This is a genomic window from Roseovarius atlanticus, assembly GCF_019802205.1.
GTDB lineage: Bacteria > Pseudomonadota > Alphaproteobacteria > Rhodobacterales > Rhodobacteraceae > Roseovarius > Roseovarius atlanticus_A.
In genome coordinates, this window is record NZ_JAHVHQ010000003.1 from 792,101 (window position 1) to 809,163 (window position 17,063).

The following is a 17,063-nucleotide window of genomic DNA, read 5'->3' on the forward strand; positions in this document are numbered from 1 at the left end:
GCTTAGTGGAGGTTGAATGACGCAGACAATGGAAAAGCAGTTCACACGCGGAAATCTGATTTCAATCGTCGCGACCTTCATGACCGGCGCGGCTCTGTTTGCAGGCGGTATCAGTGCTGTCAACAGCATCGACGCCAAGACAATTCAGAATGCTCAGGCGAACACGCGTCTAGAGGATAGCTTCAGGAGCTTCGCCAGCCGTGTCGAGGCCAGGCTGACAGATGCGCAGACGGCGATCACATCGCTGCAGGTGTCGGAAGCCAGGACGGCTGCACAATACGACGCGCTGAACCGCTCGATGGACGAGGTGAAAACGTCCCTGCGCGAGATCAGCACAATTCTCAGGCAGAACGGAGGGCAGAAGCCATGAAACTCATACCGAATGTGAAGTCGAGAATGCGGGCGTACAGCATCTGCACGCTCATCCTGATCGGGGTGGTCTTCTATGGCCCCGAGCAATACTTCGCGCTGACCGGCGACGTGATCGATCCCTACCTCGTGGGGTCCGTGATGCTCTTTCTGATCGTGTTCGGGATCATCGGCTGGTTCATCGACCAGACCCTGCCCAGCATCCTCCGCACCATGAAGCTGGCGGGTATCAGCGCTATCATCACGGCGGTCCTGCTTTGGCTTGTTTCCTCGCCAGTCTTCGCTATGGGGGACGCTCCGAAATCGGATGACGGTCCGCATTCCGGTCTGCCGACATGGGAACAAACGGCAGTCTATGCGCTCCCGCTTACCAAGCAATGGGAGGGGACCGGCCCGACTTTCAAATGCTCTCAGAGCGCCCGCGGAATTTGCGTGAGGGCTTACCTCGATACCGTCGCCGAGCCAGATCTGCCGACGATCTGCTACGGCGAAACCAGCCACACCGGGACCAAGGTTTCCATGGGCGACGTTCGGACTATCGAGCAATGCGAGGCTGGGCTGTACCGGATCATGCGCGACCTCTACTGGAAGAAGTATCGAACCGGCGTCACGATCAATCACATGTCGCCGCAGGTCGATGCGGTCTTTACCGATTTGGCGTGGAACGTCGGGCCCTATGCAGTTCTGCGGTCGTCAGCGCTGAAGAGCGCAAACCGGGGGAACTTCGCTGACGCGTGTTACCGGCACACCTTTTACAATAAGTCGGGTGGCGTTTTTGTGCGCGGTTTGGCGCTCCGCCGGTCAGCTGGCTACAAGGTCTGCATGTCAGGAGTGGACGCGTGAGCGCGCTCGGCTCAAAGCTACGGAAGCTGGAGGGTGGGCGGGTCGCGTTCATGTGCCCAGGCTGCCAACAGGCACATCACGTAACGGTCGACGGCTCGCGTGGGTGGACTTTCAACGGGGATGGTGACCGGCCCACGTTCTCGCCGTCTGTGCTGGTGTCGGGCACCGTCCCAATCACCGACGAAGAGCACGCTAGGCTCATGGCTGGCGAAAAGATCGAGCCGGTTTCGCTGATTTGCCATTCGTTCGTCACTGATGGACGCATTCGGTTTCTCAACGACTGCACGCACGATCTCGCAGGCAAGACGCTGGATTTGCCGGATTGGCCGGGGAGTGCGGCATGATCATCCGCTACGCGCTCATCGCTGCCCTTGTGGCCTGCCTGGGCCTCGGTGGGGCGCTCTGGTGGCAGTCTGACCGTGTGGCCGGCCTGGAGGCCGACAAGGCCCGCCTGGAGCGATCGGTGCAGAGCCTGGAGGCCGCGCGCGCCCAGGCCCGCACAGCGGCGCGTGTGGCGCAAGCTGAGGCAGAGCGCCAGCGCGCCCTCGCCATTGAATACGAACAGGTCAAAGACGCTTTCCGCGAAGGAGATTTCGATGCGCCGCTTCCTGACGATTTCCGCGATCTGCTTGACCGCATCCTGCGGTCCGGAGATTGAGATCGAATACGTCACGCCCGATGTGCCAGCCGAGCTGCGCACGCCTGTGCCTGTGCCGAAACGGAAAACCGAGACACTGGCCGATGTAGGCGTGATCCTGACAGACCACGTCGAGGCGCTTGGAAAGGCGAACGGCAAGATCGTGGCAACGGACTGTATTTTGACCGAGGCCGAGACGGGTAAGGTCAAGGAAGGCTGCGAGGAATGACCTTCTGGGATTTTATTGCAGTGGCGCTCCTGGTGGCTGCCGGCTTGTCCCTTCGCCCGGCTGGGCCAGTTGCAACCATCCTCCTGGGCGCCCTGGCCGCGATCGTCGCCTCGCTGGGGTAGGCCGTGCGCAAGAAAAAGACCCGCCACAGAGCAGGTGTGACGGGTCCAGGCTTGCGATAGCGCCATGAGGCTACAGGCAGAGCTGGTCGCTATCGCTGTTCCTCAATGTTTCTTACCCGTCGCCATCAAAGCGGCGATGGTTTTCTCATGAAAGCTTTCCAGTTCGTTTACCCATTGCTCCATGAATGCCAGATCGCCATCTGTCTCGTTCGTGCCGTCATCGAGGCCGGCATTCATCACGGCAAAAAGCTCGGCCGCGCCGGCGAAAAAGCAGATCCGCATCGTTGCGCGCTGATCGGGTGGCGCGCCTGGAAAGCAGGCGTCGGCAAACACCTTGTAGCAGGTGTCTATGAGCTTCCCGCGCCGGGCCAGCTTGCGAAGCTCGGCGCGGGTCATCTGGTCGATGCTAGGCATTATCCGCCTCCATTTGTGCGCGGGCCGCTTTCAAGTGTGCTAGGCCAATCGCCCATAGCAATGGTGCGATCCCGCTGTCCTCGACTGAAAGGGTCGCCGCTTCAAGCATTTCCCGGTCACCCTCGATGTCGGGATTGAGCGGCATGTCGAGGCCGCAGCGATGCGGAAAATCATCGACCAGCAGCACCTTATCCAGGTCTCTTGCCAACGCGCGCTTTGTCAGTTCTTCAAGGCTAACATTGCTCATGTCGCCACCTAGCTCAGCTGACCGGCTTCGATCGCGTCGGCCAAGGCGCGCAAGTTTGCAATAGCGGTGTCCGCGTCTGCGTCATCCCCCAGCTGGCCAAGCTCGATAGCTTCCGAAATGTCGATTTTCGATATCGCTTCGGTGATAACGAAGGCAAATTGCTCTTCATTGTCGGACAGCACACGCGCCATCTGTCCGCGCAAGATGTCCACGTCAAAATTGTAGTCGCTCATTGGGGGATCCTCTCTTCCCGATTTCCAAGTCGTTGATAGAAAACAGAATGTATCTCGCGGACGAATTCACTATCCGCTTGATATCATTCGGTTTCTTCATGATTTGTAATCAGTAGGTCCGCGGTTCGAGTCCGTGTGGGGGCACCATTCTCCCGATCAAGACCGACTTGGGCCGCTTCAGGCTATTCAGGACGTGGGTTTCCTTCGCATCCGAACCTTCCCTCGGCCCGCAGCGCACGGGTACCCGGCGGTCCGGTCCGAGCCACCGGGTTGGCGTCTGTCGATCGAGTCGCTGTTATCGCAGGCCCTCGCGGGCGATGACGCGGGAGACGTCGAGGACGAGCTGGCCTCGGGCGCGGGCAAGCGCGGGGGTGCCGCCCTCGAGATCATAGGGCACCGCAAGCTCGAAGATGCCCGAGCGTTCGCGGCGGCCGTCGAGGACGCCGACGAAATACTGACCCGATCCGCGGAAGTTGCCATCGGCCCCCGCAACCAGGCTTTCGAAGCGCACTTCGAGCCGCGCCTCGGGCAGTTCCTCGAACGGCCAGGGCTCGGACGCGACACGGGCGCCGGACAGCCGCGCAAGGTTGCGCGCGATCTCGAGCGCCACGGCGCGTTCCGGCGCGTCCGCCCAGCGGGCATTCGCGTCGGTCACAAGCTTGCCGTCCTCATCCTCGACCGCGATTTCATCGGCCGCGGCATAGGCGGGCAGCGACACCTCGCGCACCTCGACCGTCCGGAACGAGATGCGGATCGTGTCGGCGACCTGGGGCGCGGCCACCGGGTAAAGATCGGCGGAGGGGCCGCCACAGGCGGCGGCAAGCGCGGTCATGGCGGCAAGGGCGAAGGGTCGAATACGGATCATGGTCATCTTCCTCGGATTAGCGCGCTGGGGTTGCGTTCCAGCATTCTGGCCAGCGACGTCAGGGCGTCCGCTGCCTGCGAGATGTCCCGCAGGGCGGCCTGGGCCTCGCGGCTGAGCGTGTCGCCCTTGTTGTAGCCGGCGATCGTCACGCTGGCCTGGTTCAGGACATTGCCGAGACGCTCGACCAATGCCGGCAGGTCCTCGGCCGAGGTGGCCACCGCATCGGCGGCGTCGCGGGCCGAGCCGAGCGTGGCGTTCAGGTTCTCGACCGCGCCGCCCTCGCGCAGTTCGGCCAGGGTGGCGTTGATCTCGTTCAGGGCCGCGCCCAGGTCGGCGGGCAGCTGGCGTGCGGCGTCGGTGTCGAGAATGGCCTCGGCCGAGGCGGCCAGTTCGGTCAGCTGGTTGGCCAGTTCCTCGACCGGAAGCGACTCGGCCTTGGCGGCCACGGCCTGAATCTGTTCGACGAGCGCGGGAATGCCCTCGACCGAGGTGCTGATCCCGGTGGCGGCCTCCGCGGCGGCATCGACGGCGGCGACGAGGCGGTCCGCCAGTTCGGATTCCTCGATATCCGCCAGCAGCGACTCGAGCCGGGTGGCGGACGCGTTGAGGGCGACGGGAATGTTCTTCACTTCCTCGGAGGCGACGATGCCGCGAATCTCGGACAGAATCGCACGCACCTCACCGGGAGTTTCCTGGAGATCCTCGTTGGCCACCAGGGCCTGGGCGCTGTCGAGAAAGTCGATCGCGCTTCCGAGAAGTTCCTCGATCGGCAGGTTGTTGATGCGGGTGACCACGCCCTCGACCGTGGCGGCGGCGTCGATGATGTCGCTTTCCGTGGTCGGAATGTTCAGCAGGCCGCCCTGGGACGTGTCGGGTGTCACGGGCTCGGCCTCGTCGACCTGGGTGAGGTCGACCTTGAGCCCGCCGGTCAGGATGCTGGCATTGGTCAGACGGGCACGCAGGCCGTTTTCGATCCGCTCTTGCAGGAAGGCGCGGGCGGCTTCCGGCGTGACATCGTCTTGCAGCCCGAGGCGGGCGGGCTGGATCGCCATCACGACACTGAGGCGCACGCGGCTGTCGCCGAATTGCTCTTCGTCGATGACGCCGAGGACGTTCTGCACCTCGCCGATCTTGAGCCCGTTGATCTCGACCGGGGCGTCGACGGCAAGGCCGGACACGTTCTCGTCGAACACGACGCGAACTTCCAATGTCTCGACCTCGCTGGCCTGGAAGAGGCTGTTGCGGGCCTCGGCTTCGGACGCGTAGACCTCGAAGACGGTGCCGTTGGCGACGGGATCGCCGCCTGACACGAACGTGTCGAAGGTCAGACCGCCGCTGACCAGCGTGGCGAGCGAGGAAAAGTCGATCTCGGCGCCCTGGGGGCCGACGGAAAAGGTAAAGCCCGAGGTTTCCCAGAAGCGGCTGGCGCTGGAGATGAGGCGGGTGTGCTCTTCGTAGATCAGGGCCTCGGCCACGGCGTAGTTGCCCTGTGGAGAGATGCTGGCCTTGCCGACGCGGCCCACTTCGATGCCGCGGAAGGTGATCGGGCTGTCATCGGTCATCTTTCCCTCAGGCGTGGTCCGCAGCACGATCTCGAGGCCACCGCCGCCGGCCCGGAAGAGCGGCGCGTCGGCAAGCCCGTCGAAGCGGGTCTGAGGCGTGCCCGGCTTGCTGTCCCACGTGCCCTCGATGTAGACGCCCGACAGGACGGTATCGAGCCCCGTCACCCCGCGTGCCGTGACCTCGGGGCGGACGATCCAGAAACTGGCGGACACGTCGATGAAGTCGGCCACGTCCTTGTCGACGCGGACGGCGGCCACGACCGCCTCGAGGTCCTTGGAAAAGCGGACCTCCTCGACAATGCCGACGGCCACGTCGCGATAGCGCAGTTCGGTTTCGCGCTCGGCGATGCCGGCGCCGTTCTCGAACACGATCTCGATCACGGGGCCACGCTCGCTGTAGGTCTGCCAGGCGACGGCAAGGGCGATCACGATGGCGAGCAGCGGGATGATCCACACGATCGAGACACGGCTGAGCCGCGGCTTGCTCTGTTTCTCGACCTGAACGGGGGGCGGTGTCTCACTCATCAGGCGGTCCGGTCCGTGGTGTCTGCGCCGGTGTGATCATCCAGAGCGTCCGCTTCGCGGGATTGGACATCCCAGATCATGCGACTGTCAAAGGCTTGGGCAGAGAGCATCGTGAAAATCACCGAAAGCGCAAAAAACAAACTGGCGCGGCCGGGATTGATGGCCGCCAGGGTATTCAACTGCACCAAGGAGGACATGATGGCAACCACGAATATGTCGATCATCGACCAACGCCCAATGTATTCAACGACTTCGTAGAGCAGCTGCCGCTGGTGCATGGAGATGCTGGAGACACGCAGGACCGAGATGGCCAGAAAGGCGATGGCCAGGAACTTGGCCACGGGGATGGCGACACTGGCGATCAGGATGATGAGCGCGATACCGGGAGACCCGTAGTGGAAAAGCTCGATCGCGCCGCCCACGATGGTGTCTTCCTGCACGGTCAGAAGCGTGCGGGTTTGCAACATCGGGTACATGTTGGCCGGGATATAGCACAGGAAACCGACGATCCAGAACGCCCAGACCCGTTGCAGGCTGCCGGTGTCGCGCGATTGCAGGGGCTTGCCGCACCGGCCGCAGAATTCGGTTCCGGCAGGCCAGACCTTGGTGCAGCGGGTGCAGGCGACGAGGCCCAGTTCTCGGGCGCTCTTTATGTCTTGGGTTTGTCCAGCGAGTTCCATACCGACCACCTGCACAGGAAATTATCCTGAACGACTACGAGAAAAACCAGGGCGCAAAACATCCAGAAGGCGGGCCCGAAGCCGACATCGGCCAGGTCCGTGATCTTGACCAGGGCCACCGCGCAGCCGATGGCGAAAATTTCGGCCATGGACCACGGGCGCATCGCCTCGGAGAGGCGAAAGGCCTGCGTCGCGCCCCGCGCCGGTGGACGGTCGAGCACGATGGGGATCAGCACGTACATCGACAGCAGAACCCGCGCCAGCGGGATGAAGACGATCAGTGCCGCGGTGGCGAGGGCCAGGGCGATCATGGGGCCGTCGCTGAAGGCCAGCGCCGCGTCCAGGATCGAGACCGAGTTCGACGTGCCCGCGGCCGTGATCGTCAGAAAGGGAAAGACCGTCGCCGAGACGATCAGGATCGCCACGGTGAGCGACAGCGCGATGATCTGGAGCCCGGCCTTGCGCCGGGGCGTGATCAGCGCCGTGCCGCACCGCGCGCATTTGGCCCGCTCGCCAGCTTCGGGCCGGCGCAGGCTGTAGGCCGCATCGCATTGCGGGCAGACGATGACTTCGTCGAGATTGAGTGAGGTTTCGCGCATCACCACGATAATTAGTGTATCGCCACGGTTTGCAAGCGGCAATTCACGGACGGGCCAGGCTGAAATCGGTGCGGGCCATGCCATCGCGCGGATTGGTCGCGCCACGGTGCAGCGTCAACGGCGCGGCAAAGCCGGGCCTCCCTGACAGGATGGCCTTGCGGGTCACGCCAAAGCCGCCACGATCGCGTCGAGCCCGTCGGTCAGCGCGGCAGGGCCGGGTTGCAGGATGAGGGGCGACTTGATCTCGTGGATGCGATTGTCGCGGACGGCGGGAATGGCGTCCCATCCGGGGCGGGCGGCGATCTTCTCTGGGCGGACCTTCTTGCCGCACCACGAGCCGATGATGATGTCGGGGGCGGCGGCGATGACCTGTTCGGAGGTGACGAAGCGGTCGCGCGCCTTGTCCTTGGTCGCCAGTTCGGGGAAGGCGTCCTGCCCGCCGGCGATCTCGATCAGGTCCGAGACCCAGCCGATGCCGGAGATCATCGGCTCATCCCATTCCTCGAAATAGACTTTCGGGCGGGGTTTGCCCGCCGCGTTGGCGGCAACCTGGGCCAGCCGGTCGCGGTAATGATCGACCAGTTGCGCCGCCTTCGCCTCTTGCCCCACGGTGGCGCCAAGGTGGCGGATCATGGCGAGGATGCCGTGCAGGTCGCGCTGGTTGTAACCCATGACGGCGATGCCTTCGCGCAGCAGTTCGGCGGCGATGTCGGCCTGAAGGTCGGAGAAGGTCAGCACGAGATCGGGCTGAAGTGCCAGGATCCTGGGGATGTCGGCGGAAGTGAAGGCCGAGACGCGGGGCTTTTCCTGGCGCACGCCCCTGGGGCGCACGGCATAGCCCGAGACGCCGACGATGCGGTCCTGTTCGCCCAGGATGTAGAGCGTCTCGACGGTTTCTTCCGTGAGGCAGACGATGCGTTCGGGAGGGAAGGTTTTCATGGGCTGTGATCCGCGCGGTTGGGTCCGGGCACGGTGCTAACACAGTTGGCCGGTGTGTCCATCCGGATCACGGATCAGCCGTGCGAGGTGTTGAGGTCCTGGATCAGGCGGCCGTGGCGGCGGGTTTCGGTTATGACGTGGCCGAAGGTGGTCAGGCCCTTGCCTTCGAGCAGGGGGATGAGTTTCACCAGCGCCTCGCCCGTGGCCTGCGCGTCGCCGAGGGCGGTGTGGCGCAGGTCGGGCGGAATGGTGATCCCGAGGCGGTCGCAGAGGGCGTCGAGGGAGTGTTCGGCGGTGGTGCCGAAGACGACGGCCGACAGCAGCACGGTGTCGAGGACGGGGTGGTCCCACGCGACCCCCATCCGGTCGGCGGCGCGGCGGAAGAAGCCGATGTCGAAGGGCGCGTTATGGGCGACAAGCACGGCGTCGCGGGCGAAATGGTGGAAATCGCGGCCCACGGTGTCGAAATCCGGGGCGTTCCGCACGTCGTCGTCGGTGATGCGGTGGATTTTCGTCGAGGCGGGCGGGATCGGGCGCTTGGGGTCGACATAGGTGTCGATGACCTCGCCGTCGACGATGCGCCCATTGAGGATGCGCACGGCACCGAGTTGGATCACGTGATCGTCCTGCGGCGAAAGCCCGGTGGTTTCGGTGTCGAATGCAACACAGCAGAGTGACCGCAGCGGTGTGTCGCGGATATCGCAGGCCTGTGCGGTTTCCATAAGGTCGAAGTCATAGACCAGCGGGCGGGCCCTGGTCGGGTCGACCTCGGTTTCCTGGGTGTCGAGAAGGAGCATGTAGCCGCCTTCGCCAAGGGGTTTGAGACGGACCTTGTAGCGCCGGGCGCCGGAGTGGTCGTGCAGTTCGGTGGAGATTTCGGCATTGGTCCGGCTCAGTTGGTCCTGTGCGGCGGCGAGGCTGGCGGCATCGAAATAGTCGCCGAGAGGAGCCTTGAGGCGGGGCAGGGCGATTTGGCGGAGGATGTCGGCGGCCTGTCCGTCGTAGAGCACGATTTCCTGGGCCGGGTTCACGAGGATCGTGGCGACGGGGATCTCGGTGAGCAAGGCTGTCAGGCGCTTGGATTCCGTGCGCAGGCGTTCGGTTTCGCGGGCAACCTGTGCGGCGGTGTCCATGACGCCCGCGCTGAGCGTGCGGGTGACGGCGTCGGCGGCGGTGGCGAGATCACCGAGATATTTCGTGCTTTCGGGGCACAGGTCCTTGTCGACGCCTGAATGGGCGCACAGGCGCAGGTTGGCGGAGAGCATCTGGATGGGCTTGGCGAGGTTTTCATCGAACAGCAGCCAGACACCCGCCAGAAGCGCGGTGTTCAAAAGCGCGAAGACGATGAGGGCGGTGAGAAAGGGCGTGGCGGGAAGCGTGCCCTCGGCCCGCGACCAGCCGAACCAGAGCGCTGCGCCGGCCAGTGCCACCGCGCCCATCGCCAGAAAGCAGAAGAACAGGAAGATGCGCAGGCGGAGGCTGAGGCGGGAGAGCATGTCAGGTCTCGCAGACGATACCGAGAAGCGGGTCGTCCTCGGGCAGGGGTTGCCAGTCGGCGTCGGTGACGGCGCCATCCTCGGCGAAGTCCGCGCCGTCGATCAGCAGGGCTGATCGATTGGCGGTGCAGTCGAAGAGGACAGGCGCCTTGTTGACCGGCGCCCAGCGGCCGAAGAAGTATATGTCGGCGATGGTCTGGCCGGGCTGATTGGCGTTGCGCCGGGCGTTGCCGGTATCGACGGCAGCGAAGCGTTCGGTATAAGGCCAGATCTGGGTCCAGGGGCGGATCCAGCTTTGCTCGTCGATCGTGACGGCGATCTGCATGCCTTCGGGCAGGGCGTCGGCGGTGCGGTCGTACCAGGTGTATTCATTGGAGATGGTCGCGGCGATCATGCCGAGACCTGCCGCCACGGGCGTGAGCCAGCGCGGCAGGCGGCGGCCCAGGGCGATATTGACGATCATCAAAAGACCGGCGGCGGCGACGCCCGCGAAAATGGTGGCGAGGAGTTCTATGAACATTTGCTTACCCTAACATGCCTTTGCCCGACGATACCGAGGATTGCATCGTCTTGACCACGACGAAGGCGTCGCGCAGGTGGCTGCGCTCGAAATCCGAGAGGGTGGAGGGATCGAGGAAGTTGTCGGGCAGATCACCCGCCTTGACCTGTGCCGCCTGGTGGTCGAGCCGCATTGTGGCGATGAGGTCGTAGGCATCCAGAAGGTCGGCACCGCCCGACGTCGAGAGGTGACCGGCGGCCTGTGCGGCGACCAGCCGCGCGCGGGTATTGACCTGACGCAACTGGCCCTGCAGCGCGTAGATGCGGCCCAGGTCGGTTATGGGCACGACGCCGTTATGCTTGAGGTCGAGGCGGCGGCGATGTTCGCCCGACCGGATGGTGGCAAGACCGCGCAAGAGGCCCAGAGGGGGCTGGTGCTTGATCGAGTTGGAAATCATGTGCGCGGTGAAGATCGAGTTTTTCGCGGCCTTGGCGAGCGTGTCGGTTTGCAGCGTGTCGAAAAGCGTGGTGTCGCCGCCGATGGGGCGCAGGTCGAACATGACCGAGGCCAGCATCTGCGCCTCGGGGTTGGGGCGCGCGATCCAGTCGTCGAAATAGCCGCGCCAGACGCGCAGGGGTTGGCACCAGCGCGGGTTGGTCGCCATCATGTCGCCGGGGCAATAGAAGTAGCCGCAGGTATCCAGCCCGTCGCTGACGAAATTGGCGAGGCCGGTGAAGTAGGGCATGTCGGCGTCGGTCACGTCATCCGAAAGGATCAGGCAGTTGTCCTGGTCCGAGACGCCGGTCTGTTCTTGACGGCCCTGAGACCCGCAGGCGAGCCAGAGATAGGGGACGGGGGGCGGGCCGAGCTGCGCCTCGGCCAGTGTCAGCAGGCGGCGGGTGACGGTGTCGGCGATATCGGTGATGAGGCGGGTGACCACGTCATGCCGGTTGCCCGAGCCGACAAGCTGGGCCAGCAGTTGCGGGATTTCCGCAGTGGCGCGGGCCATGGTGGCGGCGTCGGCAGCGCGGGCGATGCGGCCCACCAGCGCGCCGGACGACAGGGCCTGCACGCGGGTGAGGTCGGTCTGCGTGACGATGCCCACCAGCCGGGTGCCCTCGGTGATGGGCACGTGGCCGATGCCGCGTTCCATCATCAGGTGCAGCACATCGGTGCCGAGCGCATCGGGGCCGAGCGTCAAAGGTGTTTCGGTCATGATGCTGGAGATCGGGGCTGACGGATCGGTGCCTTGAGCCACGACCTTTCCGTTCATGTCGCGCACGGTGAGGATGCCGCGCAGGTCGTCGCCCTCGGTGATGCAGATCGACGAAATGTGGTGTTCGTGCATCTGCGCCGCCGCGTCGCGGATCGGGGTGGCAGGCGTGCAGGTGAGCGGATCGCGGGTCATCAGGTCGGCTACGCGCAGGGTCGTGAGGTCCTTGCGGTCGGCGCGGGCGGGGCGGCGGCGGTCGAAGAAGCGGGCGACCTTGGCGGAGGACTTGATGAGGGCGAAAAGCGCGTCCGCCGGCATCACGATCAGCGTGGCGTCGGTGCGGGCGGTGGCAGTGCGGCTGGCGGCATCCTCGCGCAGGAGCGCGCGTTCGCCGAAGGAATTACGGGGGCCGAGCAGGGACAGCTGGACGTCGGCCTCGTCGGTGATCTCGATCTCGCCGGTGACGACGATGTAGAGGTTGGCAACGGTGTCGCCCAGCTTGAAGACGGTCGCGCCGGCGGAAAAATCGGCGGCATCGCAGCGCGTGGACAGGTCTTCCAAGTCGCTGTCATCCAGGCTGTCATAGGGGTGAACCGAGCGCAGGAACTGCGTGAGGTCGCTCGAAAGGGGCATGGTCAAGGCCTCTTGAGGGGGTGGTCGGGTCCACTGTGGCGCGGGCCGGACCGGATTTGAAGCGAAAGCCCCGCCGCATGGTGTCGCGGCGGGGCCATCGTTGACCTTAGTGGCCTTCGACGGCGGCACCGGCGCCACGGGGGACGCGGACGCTTTCGACGAGGTCCTTGATCTCCTGCGGGGTCTCTTTCGTGATGCTGGCGACGAAGAACGCCACCGCGAAGTTGACCGCCGCACCGATCGCCCCGAAGGAGGTCGACTTGACCGGACCCAGAAGCGGATCGGCATCGGTGAAGATGTTGGTGTCGGGAATGAAGAACCAACCCTTGTGCAGGAAGATGTAGAGCAGCGTCACGACCAGACCGGCAAGCATGCCCGCGACCGCGCCGACATTGTTGATGCGGGTCGAGAAGATCCCCATCATCAGCGCCGGGAAGATCGAGGCCGCCGCAAGCCCGAAGGCGAGCGCCACCGTCTGGGCGGCAAAGCCCGGTGGATTGAGGCCCAGAAGCACCGCGACCACGATCGCCGCGGCCATCGAGACCCGCGCCGCCATAAGCTCTGACCTCTCGGACATGTTCGGGGTCAGCTGACCCTTCAGCAGGTCGTGCGAGACGGCCGAGGAAATGGCCAGCAGCAGACCCGCCGCCGTGGAAAGCGCGGCGGCAAGACCACCGGCGGCCACGAGACCGATCACCCAGCCGGGCAGGTTGGCGATTTCCGGGTTGGCGAGCACCAGGATGTCCTGGTTGAAGTTGGTGAGCTCGTTACCCTGCCAACCGTTTGCCTCGGCCTTTTCCTGAAGCTCGGCATTGGCATCGTTGTAGTACTGGATCATGCCGTCGCCGTTCTTGTCCTCCCAGCCGAGGAGGCCGGTCGCTTCCCAGGTGGCCATCCAGGCGTATTCGGGCGAGGTTTCGATCTGCTCGACGCTGACGGCGGCGCCGTCGGTGCCGTTGGGCCACATCAGTTCCGAGATGTTGAGCCGCGCCATCGCGCCCACGGCCGGGGCCGTCAGGTAAAGCAGCGCGATGAAGACCAGCGTCCAGCCGGCGGACCAGCGGGCGTCGGACACGCGCGGCACGGTAAAGAACCGCATGATGACGTGGGGCAGACCGGCGGTGCCGATCATCAGCGACAGGGTGAAGAGCACCATGTTGATGGTCGAGCCATGCGCCGCCGTGTATTCGGCAAAGCCGAGGTCGGTGACGATCTGGTTCAGCTTGGCCAGGAGCGGCTCGCCGTCCGAGGTGTCGCCGAAAAGACCGAGCGCCGGGATCGGGTTGCCCGTCAGTTGCAGCGAGATGAACACGGCCGGGATCGTGTAGGCCAGGATAAGCACGCAGTATTGCGCCACCTGGGTATAGGTCACGCCCTTCATGCCGCCGAACACGGCATAGGCGAAAACCACGCAGGCCCCGATCATCAGGCCCCAGAAGGCGTCGATCTCGAGGAACCGGCCAAAGGCGATGCCCACGCCCTGCATCTGGCCGATCACGTAGGTGATGGAGGCCACCAGCAGGCAGATCACGGCCACGAGGCGCGCGGTCTTGGAGTAGAAGCGGTCGCCGATGAACTCGGACACGGTGAACTTGCCGAACTTGCGCAGGTAGGGCGCGAGGAGCAGGGCCAGGAGCACGTAGCCGCCCGTCCAGCCCATCAGGAAGGACGAGTTGTCATAGCCGGTGAAGGCGATGAGGCCCGCCATCGAGATGAAGGACGCTGCCGACATCCAGTCTGCCGCCGTGGCCATCCCGTTGGTGACCGGGTGCACGCCGCGACCGGCGGCGTAGAAATCCGCGGTCGAACCCGCGCGGGCCCAGATCGCGATGCCGATGTAGAGCGCGAAGGAGGCGCCCACGAAGAGAAGGTTGAGTGTGAACTGATCCATGGCGTTATTCCTCGTCCACGCCGTATTCACGGTCGAGCTTGTTCATCCGCCAGGCGTAGAAGAAGATCAGCGCCAGGAAGACGAGGATCGAGCCTTGCTGGGCGAACCAGAAGCCGAGATCGGTGCCGCCGACCCCGATGCCCGAAATGAGCGGGCGCAGGACGATCCCGAACCCGAAAGAGACCAGCGCCCAGATGACGAGGCTGATCAGGATGAGACGCACATTGGCTTTCCAATACTGCGCGCTTGTTTTGTCCAGAGACATGTTTTGGGTTCCTCCTCCTAGTGAATTGGCCGGGCCGCGTCATGCGGCCCGACCGTCGCTTCGTCATGCCGCCCGTTGCGACAGGACGGTGTCCAGCCGGGCGGCGATGTCCTCGATCGCGCCCATGGCGGGCACGCGCGAAAGCGCGCCCCTGGATTGGTAATAGTCGATCAGCGGCGCGGTCTGGGCGTGGTACGACTCCAGCCGTTGCGCCACCGTTTCGGCATTGTCGTCGGCGCGGCGTTTCATGTCGGTGCCGCCGCAATTGTCGCAGATGCCGGGCTTGGCCGTGGGCTTGAAGCTGTCGTGATAGCCCTCGCCGCAGCCGCCGCAGGTGAAGCGGCCCGAGATGCGGTCGACCATGGCCGCATCGTCCACCTCGAGGCTGATGGCGGCGTCGATCTTTTGCCCGCTTTCAGCCAGCAGGGAATCGAGCGCCTCTGCCTGCACTGCCGTGCGCGGAAAGCCGTCGAGGATGACGCCGCCCGCGCAGTCCGGTTCGGCCAGGCGGTCGCGCAGGATGGCGATGACGATATCGTCGCTGACGAGGTTGCCCGCGTCCATGACGGCCTTCGCCTCCTGTCCGGCCGGGGTGTCTGCGGCGACGGCGGCGCGCAGAAGGTCGCCGGTGGAGAGCTGGATGAGCCCGTGCTTTTCCTCCAGCAGGCGGGCCTGCGTGCCCTTGCCGGCGCCCGGGGGGCCGAGCAGGATTAGGACCGGGGCGGTCTGGGGTGTCTTCGCGCCGTCCATGGTCAGTCTCCGCGGTTCATTCTGTTGTCGATGAGGTCGTCGACGACGTCTGGGTCTGCGAGGGTGGAGGTGTCGCCGAGCGCGCCGTAGTCGTCCTCTGCGATCTTGCGGAGGATGCGGCGCATGATCTTGCCGGAGCGGGTCTTGGGCAGGCCGGGGGCCCACTGGATGAGGTCGGGCTTGGCGATGGGGCCGATTTCCTGGCGGACCCAGTCCTGCAATTCCTTGCGCAGCGCGTCGGAGGGCTCCTCGCCGGCCATCAGCGTGACGTAGCAGTAGATGCCCTGGCCCTTGATGTCATGCGGATAGCCCACCACGGCGGCTTCGGAGACCTTGGCGTGGGCGACGAGGGCGGATTCCACTTCCGCGGTGCCCATGCGGTGGCCGGAGACGTTGATCACGTCGTCGACGCGCCCGGTGATCCAGTAGTCGCCGTCCTCGTCCCGGCGGCAGCCGTCGCCGGTGAAGTAATAGCCCTTGTACTGCTGGAAGTAGGTGTTCATGAAGCGCTCGTGATCGCCCCAGACGGTGCGCATCTGCCCCGGCCAGCTGTCGGCGATGCACAGGACCCCCTCGGCGGGGTTGCCCTCCACCGTCTTGCCCGATTCAGGGTCGAGCACCTCGAACTTCAGCCCGAAGAAGGGCTTCATCGCGGCACCCGGCTTGGTGGCGTGGGCGCCGGGCAGGGGGGTCATCAGGTGGCCGCCGGTCTCGGTCTGCCACCAGGTGTCGACGATGGGGCAGGTGCCCTTGCCGACCACGTTGTGATACCAGCTCCAGGCCTCGGGGTTGATCGGCTCGCCCACGGTGCCGAGCACCTTGAGGTCGGAAAGATCGCACTTGGTGACGTACTCGTCGCCCTGGCCCATGAGCGCGCGGATGGCGGTGGGGGCGGTGTAGAACTGGTTGACCTTGTGCTTCTCGCAGACCTGCCAGAAGCGGGAGGCATCCGGGTAGGTCGGCACGCCCTCGAACATCAGGGTCGTCGCCCCGTTGGCCAAGGGCCCGTAGACGATGTAGCTGTGGCCCGTGACCCAGCCCACATCGGCGGTGCACCAGTAGACGTCGCCCTCGTGGTAATCGAAGGTGATCTCGTGCGTCATGGCGGCGTATACGAGATAGCCGCCGGTGGTGTGCACGACGCCCTTGGGCTGGCCGGTGGAGCCGGAGGTGTAGAGGATGAAGAGCGGATCCTCGGCGTTCATCTCGGCGGGTTCGCAGGTGTCTTCGACCTTTTCGGCCTCTTCGTGCAGCCAGAAATCGAGGTCGCGGCGCCAGGCGATGGGATCGCCGGTGCGCTTGACCACGAGGCACTTGACGTCCGTGGTGTCGTGCAGGAGCGCCTGGTTGACGTTGTCCTTGAGCTTGGTCACGCGCCCGCCGCGCGGGGCGGTGTCGGCGGTGATCACCAGCTTGGCGTCGCAGCCATTCACGCGCGCGCCGAGGGCGTCGGGGGAAAAGCCGGCGAAGACGATGGAGTGGATGGCGCCGATGCGAGCGCAGGCGAGCATGGCATAGGCCGCCTCGGGGATCATCGGCAGGTAAAGGACGACGCGGTCGCCCTTTCCGACGCCGAGGTTTTTCAGCACGTTTGCCATGCGGCAGGTCTCGGCATGGAGCTGGCGGTAGGTGATGTGCTGGGCGTCGTCGTTGGGATCGTCGGGTTCCCAGATGATGGCAGTCTGGTCGGCGCGGTCCTTCAAATGCCGGTCGATGCAGTTGGCGGCAACGTTGAGCGTGCCGTCCTCGAACCACTTGATGGCGACCTGGCCGTAGGTGTAATCGACGTCCTTCACCTTGGAGTACGGCTTGATCCAGTCGATGCGCTTGCCCTGCGCGCCCCAGAAGGCCTCGGGGTCCTTGATCGAGGCCGCGTACATCTCGTCATACTTGGCCGCGTCGACATGGGCCTTGGATACAAAATCGGAACTCGGCGGATAGGTTTGGGTTTCTGTTTCCGGTTGCATTGTCATTTGTCTCCTCCTTTGCACGTGACACGCTCGCAGCCGTCCTGTCGAGTCAATCCGTGCTTTGGCGTTGTTATAAAGGGTT

General features: G+C 64.7%; 21 protein-coding genes. 5 read left to right on the forward strand and 16 right to left on the reverse strand.

The genetic code is table 11. From position 1 onward, the window contains the following. Positions 1 to 16: 16 nt before the first annotated feature. From KUV49_RS09760 to KUV49_RS09780, 5 genes are read left to right on the forward strand one after another with little or no spacing between them, the layout of a single operon-like run. Positions 17 to 370: a hypothetical protein gene (locus tag KUV49_RS09760; RefSeq protein WP_222449778.1), complete on the forward strand. Its 354-nt coding sequence runs from the start codon at positions 17 to 19 to the stop codon at positions 368 to 370. After that, positions 367 to 1,212, forward strand: coding sequence for a glycoside hydrolase family protein (locus KUV49_RS09765; protein WP_222449779.1), 846 nt, complete (start codon positions 367 to 369; stop codon positions 1,210 to 1,212). The genes KUV49_RS09760 and KUV49_RS09765 overlap by 4 nt, the downstream gene beginning before the upstream one ends. After that, on the forward strand, positions 1,209 to 1,556 hold the full coding sequence (locus KUV49_RS09770) for a DUF6527 family protein (protein ID WP_222449780.1): 348 nt from the start codon (positions 1,209 to 1,211) through the stop codon (positions 1,554 to 1,556). Before KUV49_RS09765 ends, KUV49_RS09770 begins: the two co-directional genes overlap by 4 nt. After that, entirely contained in the window at positions 1,553 to 1,870 is a 318-nt protein-coding gene (locus tag KUV49_RS09775) for a hypothetical protein (RefSeq protein ID WP_222449781.1), read from the forward strand. The genes KUV49_RS09770 and KUV49_RS09775 overlap by 4 nt, the downstream gene beginning before the upstream one ends. A gap of 22 nt (positions 1,871 to 1,892) precedes the next feature. Then, positions 1,893 to 2,078 (forward strand): hypothetical protein, encoded by a 186-nt coding sequence (locus KUV49_RS09780; RefSeq protein ID WP_222545605.1) that lies wholly within the window; start codon positions 1,893 to 1,895, stop codon positions 2,076 to 2,078. A gap of 224 nt (positions 2,079 to 2,302) precedes the next feature. On the opposite strand, the gene KUV49_RS09785 is transcribed toward KUV49_RS09780, so the two are convergent. The 16 genes from KUV49_RS09785 to acs all read right to left on the reverse strand — a co-directional run bounded on the left by KUV49_RS09785 (position 2,303) and on the right by acs (position 16,978). Continuing rightward, a complete protein-coding gene (locus KUV49_RS09785; protein WP_222449783.1) occupies positions 2,303 to 2,596 on the reverse strand; it encodes a hypothetical protein in 294 nt (97 codons plus the stop codon). 10 nt (positions 2,597 to 2,606) lie between these two features. Then, positions 2,607 to 2,861, reverse strand: coding sequence for a hypothetical protein (locus tag KUV49_RS09790; RefSeq protein ID WP_222449784.1), 255 nt, complete (start codon positions 2,859 to 2,861; stop codon positions 2,607 to 2,609). An 8-nt stretch (positions 2,862 to 2,869) separates the two neighbouring features. After that, on the reverse strand, positions 2,870 to 3,094 hold the full coding sequence (locus KUV49_RS09795; protein ID WP_222449785.1) for a hypothetical protein: 225 nt from the start codon (positions 3,092 to 3,094) through the stop codon (positions 2,870 to 2,872). Positions 3,095 to 3,389: 295 nt separating this feature from the next. Further along, positions 3,390 to 3,959 carry a membrane integrity-associated transporter subunit PqiC gene (locus KUV49_RS09800; protein ID WP_222449786.1) on the reverse strand — a complete coding sequence of 190 codons (570 nt, stop codon included), beginning with the start codon at positions 3,957 to 3,959 and terminating at the stop codon, positions 3,390 to 3,392. A gap of 2 nt (positions 3,960 to 3,961) precedes the next feature. Next, the gene (locus KUV49_RS09805; RefSeq protein WP_222449787.1) at positions 3,962 to 6,046 is read right to left on the reverse strand and encodes an MlaD family protein; all 2,085 of its coding nucleotides are present in this window, start codon (positions 6,044 to 6,046) and stop codon (positions 3,962 to 3,964) included. After that, positions 6,046 to 6,726 carry a paraquat-inducible protein A gene (locus tag KUV49_RS09810; RefSeq protein ID WP_222449788.1) on the reverse strand — a complete coding sequence of 227 codons (681 nt, stop codon included), beginning with the start codon at positions 6,724 to 6,726 and terminating at the stop codon, positions 6,046 to 6,048. Before KUV49_RS09810 ends, KUV49_RS09805 begins: the two co-directional genes overlap by 1 nt. Beyond that, positions 6,696 to 7,325: a paraquat-inducible protein A gene (locus KUV49_RS09815; RefSeq protein ID WP_152491981.1), complete on the reverse strand. Its 630-nt coding sequence runs from the start codon at positions 7,323 to 7,325 to the stop codon at positions 6,696 to 6,698. Before KUV49_RS09815 ends, KUV49_RS09810 begins: the two co-directional genes overlap by 31 nt. Before the next feature lie 43 nt (positions 7,326 to 7,368). Then, complete coding sequence (locus KUV49_RS21485) at positions 7,369 to 7,491, reverse strand: hypothetical protein (RefSeq protein ID WP_261391142.1); 123 nt, start codon at positions 7,489 to 7,491, stop codon at positions 7,369 to 7,371. After that, on the reverse strand, positions 7,488 to 8,264 hold the full coding sequence (locus KUV49_RS09820; RefSeq protein ID WP_222449789.1) for a cobalamin-binding protein: 777 nt from the start codon (positions 8,262 to 8,264) through the stop codon (positions 7,488 to 7,490). Before KUV49_RS09820 ends, KUV49_RS21485 begins: the two co-directional genes overlap by 4 nt. Positions 8,265 to 8,338: 74 nt before the next feature. After that, entirely contained in the window at positions 8,339 to 9,760 is a 1,422-nt protein-coding gene (locus KUV49_RS09825; RefSeq protein ID WP_222449790.1) for a 3'-5' exonuclease, read from the reverse strand. 1 nt (position 9,761) lies between these two features. Then, positions 9,762 to 10,280 (reverse strand): hypothetical protein, encoded by a 519-nt coding sequence (locus tag KUV49_RS09830; protein WP_222449791.1) that lies wholly within the window; start codon positions 10,278 to 10,280, stop codon positions 9,762 to 9,764. A gap of 4 nt (positions 10,281 to 10,284) precedes the next feature. Further along, positions 10,285 to 12,105, reverse strand: coding sequence for a DUF294 nucleotidyltransferase-like domain-containing protein (locus tag KUV49_RS09835; protein ID WP_222449792.1), 1,821 nt, complete (start codon positions 12,103 to 12,105; stop codon positions 10,285 to 10,287). 106 nt (positions 12,106 to 12,211) lie between these two features. Next, complete coding sequence (locus KUV49_RS09840; RefSeq protein WP_222449793.1) at positions 12,212 to 13,996, reverse strand: sodium:solute symporter family protein; 1,785 nt, start codon at positions 13,994 to 13,996, stop codon at positions 12,212 to 12,214. A gap of 4 nt (positions 13,997 to 14,000) precedes the next feature. Then, positions 14,001 to 14,261: a DUF4212 domain-containing protein gene (locus tag KUV49_RS09845; RefSeq protein ID WP_222449794.1), complete on the reverse strand. Its 261-nt coding sequence runs from the start codon at positions 14,259 to 14,261 to the stop codon at positions 14,001 to 14,003. 63 nt (positions 14,262 to 14,324) lie between these two features. Then, the gene (locus tag KUV49_RS09850; RefSeq protein WP_222449795.1) at positions 14,325 to 15,011 is read right to left on the reverse strand and encodes an adenylate kinase; all 687 of its coding nucleotides are present in this window, start codon (positions 15,009 to 15,011) and stop codon (positions 14,325 to 14,327) included. A 2-nt stretch (positions 15,012 to 15,013) separates the two neighbouring features. Continuing rightward, on the reverse strand, positions 15,014 to 16,978 hold the full coding sequence (gene acs / locus KUV49_RS09855) for an acetate--CoA ligase (RefSeq protein ID WP_410000768.1): 1,965 nt from the start codon (positions 16,976 to 16,978) through the stop codon (positions 15,014 to 15,016). Positions 16,979 to 17,063 lie beyond the last annotated feature (85 nt).

Excerpts from the sequence above, each read along its gene's own strand:
- KUV49_RS09845 (WP_222449794.1), bottom strand. The coding sequence starts at position 14,261 with ATGTCTCTGGACAAAACAAGCGCGCAGTATTGGAAAGCCAATGTGCGT.
- KUV49_RS09790 (WP_222449784.1), bottom strand. The coding sequence starts at position 2,861 with ATGAGCAATGTTAGCCTTGAAGAACTGACAAAGCGCGCGTTGGCAAGA.
- KUV49_RS09805 (WP_222449787.1), bottom strand. The coding sequence starts at position 6,046 with ATGAGTGAGACACCGCCCCCCGTTCAGGTCGAGAAACAGAGCAAGCCG.
- KUV49_RS09800 (WP_222449786.1), bottom strand. The coding sequence starts at position 3,959 with ATGATCCGTATTCGACCCTTCGCCCTTGCCGCCATGACCGCGCTTGCC.
- KUV49_RS09850 (WP_222449795.1), bottom strand. The coding sequence starts at position 15,011 with ATGGACGGCGCGAAGACACCCCAGACCGCCCCGGTCCTAATCCTGCTC.
- KUV49_RS09785 (WP_222449783.1), bottom strand. The coding sequence starts at position 2,596 with ATGACCCGCGCCGAGCTTCGCAAGCTGGCCCGGCGCGGGAAGCTCATA.
- KUV49_RS09760 (WP_222449778.1), top strand. The coding sequence starts at position 17 with ATGACGCAGACAATGGAAAAGCAGTTCACACGCGGAAATCTGATTTCA.
- KUV49_RS09775 (WP_222449781.1), top strand. The coding sequence starts at position 1,553 with ATGATCATCCGCTACGCGCTCATCGCTGCCCTTGTGGCCTGCCTGGGC.
- KUV49_RS09815 (WP_152491981.1), bottom strand. The coding sequence starts at position 7,325 with ATGCGCGAAACCTCACTCAATCTCGACGAAGTCATCGTCTGCCCGCAA.
- KUV49_RS09820 (WP_222449789.1), bottom strand. The coding sequence starts at position 8,264 with ATGAAAACCTTCCCTCCCGAACGCATCGTCTGCCTCACGGAAGAAACC.
- KUV49_RS09825 (WP_222449790.1), bottom strand. The coding sequence starts at position 9,760 with ATGCTCTCCCGCCTCAGCCTCCGCCTGCGCATCTTCCTGTTCTTCTGC.
- KUV49_RS09795 (WP_222449785.1), bottom strand. The coding sequence starts at position 3,094 with ATGAGCGACTACAATTTTGACGTGGACATCTTGCGCGGACAGATGGCG.
- KUV49_RS09840 (WP_222449793.1), bottom strand. The coding sequence starts at position 13,996 with ATGGATCAGTTCACACTCAACCTTCTCTTCGTGGGCGCCTCCTTCGCG.
- KUV49_RS09810 (WP_222449788.1), bottom strand. The coding sequence starts at position 6,726 with ATGGAACTCGCTGGACAAACCCAAGACATAAAGAGCGCCCGAGAACTG.
- KUV49_RS09765 (WP_222449779.1), top strand. The coding sequence starts at position 367 with ATGAAACTCATACCGAATGTGAAGTCGAGAATGCGGGCGTACAGCATC.
- KUV49_RS09835 (WP_222449792.1), bottom strand. The coding sequence starts at position 12,105 with ATGCCCCTTTCGAGCGACCTCACGCAGTTCCTGCGCTCGGTTCACCCC.
- acs (WP_410000768.1), bottom strand. The coding sequence starts at position 16,978 with ATGCAACCGGAAACAGAAACCCAAACCTATCCGCCGAGTTCCGATTTT.
- KUV49_RS09830 (WP_222449791.1), bottom strand. The coding sequence starts at position 10,280 with ATGTTCATAGAACTCCTCGCCACCATTTTCGCGGGCGTCGCCGCCGCC.